We start from the raw sequence: 7,543 nt of genomic DNA, 5'->3' as shown, positions 1-7,543 counted from the left end.
GCCGCAGCCCGCCGCCCGGCCGTCCCCGCCGTCGCCCTTCGCGCCCTCCGCCCCGCGCCCGGCGCCGGGGCCGGCGCCCGCCGGCGTGGCGGCGGGGCGGCTCGGCGCCGGGCGCGGGGCGGAGGGCGCGAAGGGCGACGGCGGGGACGGCCGGGCGGCGGGCTGCGGCCGCGGCTCGAGCGTCTCGGGCAGCGGCGTGGGCCGGCTGACGATGAGCCTGGGATCGCGCCCGCTGCCGGGAGCGTCGGGACGCGGGCCGGCCGTGGCCGGCTCGGCGGGGGCGGCGGGGCCGGAACCGGTGGCCGCGGCGGCGGCCAGCTCCTGGGCGGGCTCCGTGGCGTCCCTGCCCTCCTTGCCCTCCTTGCCGGGCTCGGCCGGCGAGACGGGGCGCCGCAGACCGTCCGCGTCGGCGCGGCGGCGGGCCCGGTCGGCCTGGGCGTCCTCGATGCTCGAGGAGTGGCTCTTCACGCCGATGCCCAGCATCACGCACAGGTCGAGGGCCTCTTTGTTCGTCAGACCGAGCTCGCGAGCGAGCTCGTAGACGCGGATCTTCTTTGCCAACTGGTCCTTCAGTCCTCTCTAGCTGCGGATCCCGCAGTCCCCTATCCTCGCACGTTCTCCGAGTTCGGCACGAAGCGCGTCGATCTCGGCCGGCGTCACGGGCGCCCGGAGCGCCCGGGTGAACGACTTGCGGCGTTCGGCCAGGTCCAGGCACCTCGACGAGCCGGCGCAGAGCCACGCGCCCCGGCCGGGGAGCGCCCGGCCGACCACCAGACCGCCGCCGGGACGGCGCACGACCCGGACGAGATCGTCCGGGCCGGCGACCCGCCGGCAGCCGACGCAGGTCCGGCGGGGGGCCCCTATGCCGGCTCCCCGGCCGACGGGACGCCCGGCCGTTCGCCGTCGACGGCGACGTCGGCGGTGACCTGCGCATCGGCGGCCGCCTCGGTGGCATCGACGGCAGCGGCGGCGACGGCGGCCGGCTCGGCAACGGCGGCCGCCTCGGTGGCATCGACGGCGGCAGCGGCGCCGGCGGCCGGCTCGGCAACGGCGGTCGCCTCGGTGGCATCGACGGCAGCGGCGGCGCCGGCGGCCGGCTCGGCAACGGCAGCCGCCTCGGTGGCATCGACGGCGGCAGCGGCGGCCGGCTCGGCGGCATCGGCGGCGTCGACGGCGGGCTCGGCGGCCGCTTCCGGGCCGTCGACCCCCGCCCCCGGCGCTTCGCCACCGGCCGGCGAGTCGTCCAGGACGATCATCTCCTGCCCGCTGCCCGCCGCCTCCTCGGATACCTCGGCCGCCTCTCCCCCGTCGGCCGCCTCGCCGCCGTGCGACCACTCCTCGGCGGAGATGGCCTCGCCGCCCTCGGCGGGCTGCCACACCATCTCCCCGTCGGCGCCGCGGACCCACTCGCCCTCGGCCCACTCCTCGCCCGCGTACCCCGCCTCCTCCTCCGCCAGCTGCGTCTCGCTCTTGATGTCGACCCGCCAGCCGGTGAGGCGGGCCGCCAGGCGGGCGTTCTGGCCCTCCTTCCCGATGGCCAGCGAGAGCTGGTAGTCGTGGACGACGACGGTGGCGGTGCCGGAGTCGTCGTCGAGGCGGACCTCCTTGACCTTGGCCGGCTGGAGGGCCCGCATCACGAACTCCGACGGGTCCTCGGAGAACGGCACGATGTCGACCTTCTCGCCCCGCAGCTCGTTGGTGACCATCCGCACCCGGGCGCCCCGGGCCCCCACGCAGGCGCCGACGGGGTCGACGTTGGGGTCGTTCGACCACACCGCGATCTTGGTGCGGTGCCCCGGCTCGCGCGCCGCCGCCTTGATCTCCACCACGCCGCTGCTGATCTCCGGCACCTCCAGCTCGAACAGGCGCTTGATGAGGCCGGGGTGGGTGCGGCTGACGACGATCTGGGGCCCCTTGGTGGTCTTGCGGACCTCGACGATGTACGCCTTCAGGCGGGCCCCGTGCTCGTAGCGCTCGTAGGGCACCTGCTCGGCCTGGGGCAGCAGGGCCTCCACCTTGCCCAGGTCCAGGAGGGTGTAGCGGTTGTCGCTCTGCTGGATGATGCCGGTGACGATGTCGCCCTCGCGGCCGGCGTACTCCTCGTACTTGAGGTCGCGCTCGGCCTCCCGGATCCGCTGGAAGATGACCTGCTTGGCCGTCTGGGCGGCGATGCGGCCGAAGTTGTCGGGCGTGTCGTCCCACTCCCGGACGACGGTGCCGTCCTCGTCCAGCTCCTGGGCGTAGACCCGGAACTCCATGTTCTCGGGGTCGATGGTGACGACCGCCTCCTCGGCGGCGTTCGGCATGCGCTTGTAGGCGGCGACCAGCGCGTTGGCCAGCGCGTCGAGGAGGGTGTCGACCGCGATCCCCTTCTCGCGCGCCACCAGCTGGAGCGCCTCCATGAACTCGAAGTTGCCCTTCATGACACCGCCCTCTCGGTCGCCGGGACGGCGCGGCGCTTGCCCGGCCGCGAGCCCGGCTTGGGTGCGGGACCCCACTCGAACACGGTGCGGGCCCGCTCGATCTCGCCGTAGGCGAGGCGCCGGCCGGCCACGACGACGCCCTCGTCGTCGGCGGCCTCCAGCAGCCCCTGCACGCGGCGCTCCCCCGCCACGTCGGGGCGGGTCTTCACGTTCACGGTGGTCCCCACGAAGCGGGCGAAGTGCTCGGGGCGGCGGAGCGGGCGCTCCACCCCGGGGCTCGAGACCTCGAGCGTGTAGCGGCCCGGGACGGGGTCGTGCTCGTCCAGCAGCTGCGAGACGGTGGTGCTGACGGCGGCGACGGCGTCGAGGTCGATGCCGCCGGGACGGTCGACGAAGATCTGCAGGGCACCGGACGAGAACCGGGCGTCGACCAGCTCGAAGCCGTCGGCGGCCAGCACCGGTTCCACGAGCTCACGCACCCGTGCCGCAGGGTCCACTCGTCATCCTCCTCTCCTCGTACCGACAGACAAAAGCGTGGGCCCCCGCCCACGCTCCGAACCGACGAAATCGATCGATGCAGCCTCGCGAGTATAGCGCCGCATCGCTTCGGGCCGATTCGCGGCGCGTGGCCGGGGCCGGGGGTGCGCGAGCCTAGGTCGCGAACGCGGCGGCGATCCCGTCGGCGGGGAGTTCGTCGCGTTCGCCGGTGCGGCGGTCCTTGCGCTCGACCACGCCCCGGTCCAGTCCCTTGGCGCCCACGATGAGCTGGGTGGGCATGCCGAGGAGGTCGGCATCGGCGAACTTGACGCCGGGTGACGCGTCGCGGTCGTCGTAGAGCACGGCCACGCCGGCGGCCGTGAGCTCGCCGTAGAGGCGGTCGGCCGCCTCGGCCACCTCGGGGCTGCGGCCGGCGCCGAGGGACAGGAGGTGCACGCGGTAGGGCGCCACCTCGGCGGGCCACACCAGGCCGGCCTCGTCGTGGTGCTCCTCGGCGACGACGGCGGGTGCCCGGCTGATGCCGATGCCGTAGCAGCCCATCCAGTAGGGGTGCTCGGCCCCCGCCTCGTCGGTGAACGTGGCGCCCGGGATCTTCGCCGAGTAGGTCAGCCCCAGCTGGAACGTGTGACCGGCCTCCACCGACTGCACCAGCTCCAGCGGCGCGCCGCAGCGGGGGCAGGGGTCGCCGTCGGCCACCGTGGCGTAGCTGCCCCAGTCGGCGACGGTGAAGTCGCGGCCCAGGGTGGCGCCGGTGACGTGGTGGTCGGGCCGGTTGGCACCCGTCACCCACGGCCCGCCGGGGCGCACGGCGTGGTCGGCGAGGACGCGCACGCCCTTCTCCCGCAGGCCCATGGGGCCGATGTAGCCCTTCACCAGCTCCGGGTGCCGCTCGAAGTCGGCCTCCTCGAACGGGCGCATGCCGGCGGGGACACGGACGTCCCGGTCGCCGGGGACGAGCACGACCACGGGGTTGCCGTCGGCGTCGGCCACGGCGAGGCACTTGAGCATCCCGGCGGCGGTGAGGCCGCGGTCGGCGAAGAACTCGACGACCATCTCGATGCCGGGCCGGTCGGGCGTGTGGTGCTCCTCGAGCGCCTCGTCGGGGGGCTCGGGCAGGGACCGCTCGCCCGTGGTGGCCGCGTCGGTGTTCGCCGCGTAGTCGCCCTTGGTGCAACGGGCGAAGTGGTCCTCGCCGATCGAGCTCGGGACCATGAACTCGTGGTTGACGTCGCCGCCGATGGCGCCGGCGTCCGCCTCCACCGGCGTGTAGGTGAGGCCGAGGCGGTCGAAGACCCGGCAGTAGGCGTCGTACATGAGCTGGTAGGACGCCCGCATGCCGTCCTGCGACGCGTCGAAGGAGTAGGCGTCCTTCATGATGAACTCCCGGCCGCGGAGCAGGCCGAAGCGGGGCCGGGCCTCGTCCCGGTACTTGAACTGGATCTGGTACACGTTCAGCGGCAGGTCGCGGTAGGAGTCGACCTCGGCCGCCACCGTGGCGGTGACGAGCTCCTCGTGGGTGGGTGCGAGCACGAAGTCGCCGCCCTTGCCCTCGAGGGTGAAGAGGATGTCCTGCATGGTGTGCAGCCGCCCCGTCTGCGCCCACAGCTCGGAGGGCTGGATGATGGGCATGAGGATCTCCTGGGCGCCGGCCCCGTCCATCTCCTCGCGCACGATGCGCTCGACGTTCCGGAGCACGCGCCAGCCGAGGGGCAGGAACGTGTAGACGCCCGACGCCACCCGCCGGATGTACCCGGCCCGCACCAGCAGCTGGTGGCTCACCGCCTCCGCGTCGGAGGGGGCGTCCCGCAGCGTGCGGAGGAGGAGGCGGGACATGCGCATGGCGGCGAGGCTACCGGGGCGCCGGGACGCGCCCGGACCCCTGGCCACGACCGTTGGCCGCGTTCGCCGCGGCGAGGTCCGTGGCCGCACTCGCCGCCGCAGGCGGCCGCTGCGGCTGCGGACACGACAAAGGGAACAGGGCGGAGGCGGCGCGAGCTCCGCTCGCCCGCCGCACACGATCCGACTCGACCGAACGGAGTGAGCGAAGCAAACGAATGAGGTCGAGGATCTAGAAGTGGGTGCGGCAGAAGGGCAGGGGGGAGCTGCCGAGGAACGCATCGGCCTCCGCCAGGGCGCCGGGACGGTGCTCGACCACCCGCCCGGCGGCGGCGAGGGTGGAGGCGGCGACGCCGCCCAGGTAGAGGGCGCCGAGGTCCTCGGCCGTGAGGCCGAGGTCGGGCGCGTCGTCGGTGCGGTGGCACTCGGCGCCGTCGGGGCCGCCCTCGAGGCGGTAGCGGCCGGCGACGCCGGGGCGGAACCCGTCGGCCACCTCGAACACGAGCGTTCCCGGCACCCGGTAGCGGCGGGCGGCGAGGGCGGCGGCCACGTCGACCAGGCGCACCCACAGCATGTCGCTCGCCATGGTCACCCGCAGGCGACGGGGGTCGACGAGCATCCAGCGCACCGGGTCGTCCAAGGGCCGGAGCTCGGCCTCCACCTTGGAGGCCAGGTCGAGCGAGAAGAGGAACCGCCACAGGGCGGTCTCGGCGACGCGGTCGAGGCCGACGACCTCGGACACCAGGACGCGGCCGTCGGGCAGGGCGTGTTCCCACGTGTGCTTCACCCGGTAGGTCGCGTAGCCGTCGGCCTCGCCTTCGGCGTTCTCGTGGACGGCGTGGAAGAGGGGACCGGCTCCCTTGCGGTCCGCCTCGGGGTCCCGGAAGGTGCCGTCCCACCACGGGCCGGGGCGGCGGAGGTCGCCGGGCTGGAGGCGGCGGGCGGCGTCGAGCACCGGGGGCAGGACCTTGGCCGCCGCCACGGCGTCCAGCAGCACGACGCGGCCGGTGTCGGCGGGCGCCGACGGTCGCAGGGCGGCGTGGCGGGTGTCGATCTCGGTGGCGACGTGGGCCGACGCCGCGCCGTACCCGAAGCGGCCGTAGATCACGCTCTCCGACGCCAGCAGGACGGCGAGCGACTCGTGGCGGGCGGCGGCGTCGTCGAGCAGCGCCCCCATCATCCGGGTCAGGTGGCCGCGGCGGCGGGACGTGGGGAGCACGCCGACCAACGACACGGCGGCCACCGGCACGGTGGTGAGGCCCGGCAGGGTCAGCTCGAACGAGAAGGCGGCCGAGGCGGCCACCATGCGGCCTCCCTCGAAGACGCAGCGCGTCCGGTCGTTCTCGACGACCTTGCGCAGGTCCTCGTTGCGATCGGCGTCCGAGGGCGCCGAGGAGAACGCGGCGTGGTCGACGCGGAGCATCTCGTCGAACTCGCCGTCGGTGATGGGCCGGAGCTCCACGTCCATGGGCTCCTTTGTACGTCCGGCGTCAGCGACCGTCGAGCGATTTGCGGATGAGGTCGACGGCGACCTCGCTGGCGTTGGCGTCGTCGCCCTGGATGGTGAGCAGCTCGGCCCGGTCCCGCTCGGCCTCGGCGGCCGCCCCTTCGTCGGCGGCGGCCAGCCGGGCCTCGACGCCCTGCTCGACCAGCAGGCGGGCCTCGGCGAGGAGCGACTCGACCATCTCGTCCTCGGGCACGACGCGCACGACCCTGCCCTTCACGAACAGATGGCCCCGCCTGCGGCCGGCGGCGATGCCGAGGTCGGCTTCGCGTGCCTCCCCGGGGCCGTTCACGACGCAGCCCATCACCGCCACCTGGACGGGCAGCTGCTCGGCCTCGAACGCGGCCATGGCGTCCTTGGCCACCTGGATGACGTCGATCTCGGCCCGCCCGCACGACGGGCAGGCGATGAGGTCCACGCCCTTGCGCTCGCGCAGGTTCATCGCCTCCAGCAGCTGGCGCCCGGCCCGGGCCTCCTCGACGGGGTCGGCGGTGAGCGAGTACCGGATGGTGTCGCCGATCCCCTCGGCCAGCAGGGTGGCGATCCCGGCCGTCCCCTTGACGAGCCCGGCCGGGGGCGGGCCCGCCTCGGTGACGCCGAGGTGCAGCGGGTGGTCGACGGTGTCGGCCAGCTGCCGGTAGGCCTCGATCATGAGGGGGACGCTCGACGCCTTGACCGAGATCTTCACGTCGCCGAAGCCGACCTCGGCGAACAGGCCCAGCTCGATCAGGGCCGACTCGACCATCGCCTCGGGCGTGGGCCCGCCGTGCTTGGCGTACAGGTCGCGGTCGAGGCTGCCGGCGTTGACGCCGATGCGGATCGGCACCTTCCGGTCGCGGGCCTCGGAGGCGATGAGGCGGATGTGGTCCGGGCGGCGGATGTTCCCCGGGTTCAGGCGCAGACAGTGCACGCCCGCCTCCAGGGCGGCCAGGCCCATCCGGAAGTCGTTGTGCACGTCGGCCACGATCGGCACCGGCGACCGGGGCACGATCCGGGCCAGCCCCTCGGCCGCCGCCTGCTCGTTGCAGGTGCAGCGCACGATGTCGGCCCCCGCCCCCGCCAGCGCGTACACCTGGGCCAGCGTCCCCTCGACGTCGGCCGTCTTGGTGATCGTCATCGACTGCACGCTGATGGGCGCCCCGCCGCCGACGGGCACCGACCCCACGTCGATCCGCCGCGTGGGCCGTCGGGGAGCGGCGGTCAGCATGGAGCCAGCGTAGAGCGCCCCGGCGGAGTCGAACCTGTCGCCGGAACGTCCCGATCCCGAGTCGTTCCATCGACA

General features: G+C 74.4%; 6 protein-coding genes. All 6 read right to left on the bottom strand.

What is annotated here, in order from left to right; translation table 11 throughout:
• A partial coding sequence (locus VM242_11670; GenBank protein HVM05822.1) for a translation initiation factor IF-2 N-terminal domain-containing protein occupies positions 1-561 on the bottom strand: 561 nt, incomplete at its 3' end.
• 299 nt (positions 562-860) lie between these two features.
• Entirely contained in the window at positions 861-2,423 is a 1,563-nt protein-coding gene (gene nusA, locus VM242_11665; protein HVM05821.1) for a transcription termination factor NusA, read from the bottom strand.
• Entirely contained in the window at positions 2,420-2,902 is a 483-nt protein-coding gene (gene rimP / locus VM242_11660) for a ribosome maturation factor RimP (GenBank protein ID HVM05820.1), read from the bottom strand. The genes nusA and rimP overlap by 4 nt, the downstream gene beginning before the upstream one ends.
• 172 nt (positions 2,903-3,074) lie before the next feature.
• Entirely contained in the window at positions 3,075-4,760 is a 1,686-nt protein-coding gene (locus VM242_11655; protein HVM05819.1) for a proline--tRNA ligase, read from the bottom strand.
• Positions 4,761-4,989: 229 nt separating this feature from the next.
• A complete protein-coding gene (locus tag VM242_11650; GenBank protein HVM05818.1) occupies positions 4,990-6,225 on the bottom strand; it encodes a GNAT family N-acetyltransferase in 1,236 nt (411 codons plus the stop codon).
• A gap of 22 nt (positions 6,226-6,247) precedes the next feature.
• Entirely contained in the window at positions 6,248-7,468 is a 1,221-nt protein-coding gene (gene ispG / locus VM242_11645) for a flavodoxin-dependent (E)-4-hydroxy-3-methylbut-2-enyl-diphosphate synthase (GenBank protein HVM05817.1), read from the bottom strand.
• Positions 7,469-7,543 lie beyond the last annotated feature (75 nt).

The organism is Acidimicrobiales bacterium (genome assembly GCA_035540975.1).
GTDB lineage: Bacteria > Actinomycetota > Acidimicrobiia > Acidimicrobiales.
The sequence above is the reverse complement of the archived record's forward strand: the minus strand, read 5'-3'. Positions and strand labels throughout refer to the sequence as shown.

Coding starts and splice junctions, on each gene's coding strand:
- VM242_11655 (HVM05819.1), bottom strand. CDS start 4,760: ATGCGCATGTCCCGCCTCCTCCTCCGCACGCTGCGGGACGCCCCCTCC.
- ispG (HVM05817.1), bottom strand. CDS start 7,468: ATGCTGACCGCCGCTCCCCGACGGCCCACGCGGCGGATCGACGTGGGG.
- VM242_11650 (HVM05818.1), bottom strand. CDS start 6,225: ATGGACGTGGAGCTCCGGCCCATCACCGACGGCGAGTTCGACGAGATG.
- nusA (HVM05821.1), bottom strand. CDS start 2,423: ATGAAGGGCAACTTCGAGTTCATGGAGGCGCTCCAGCTGGTGGCGCGC.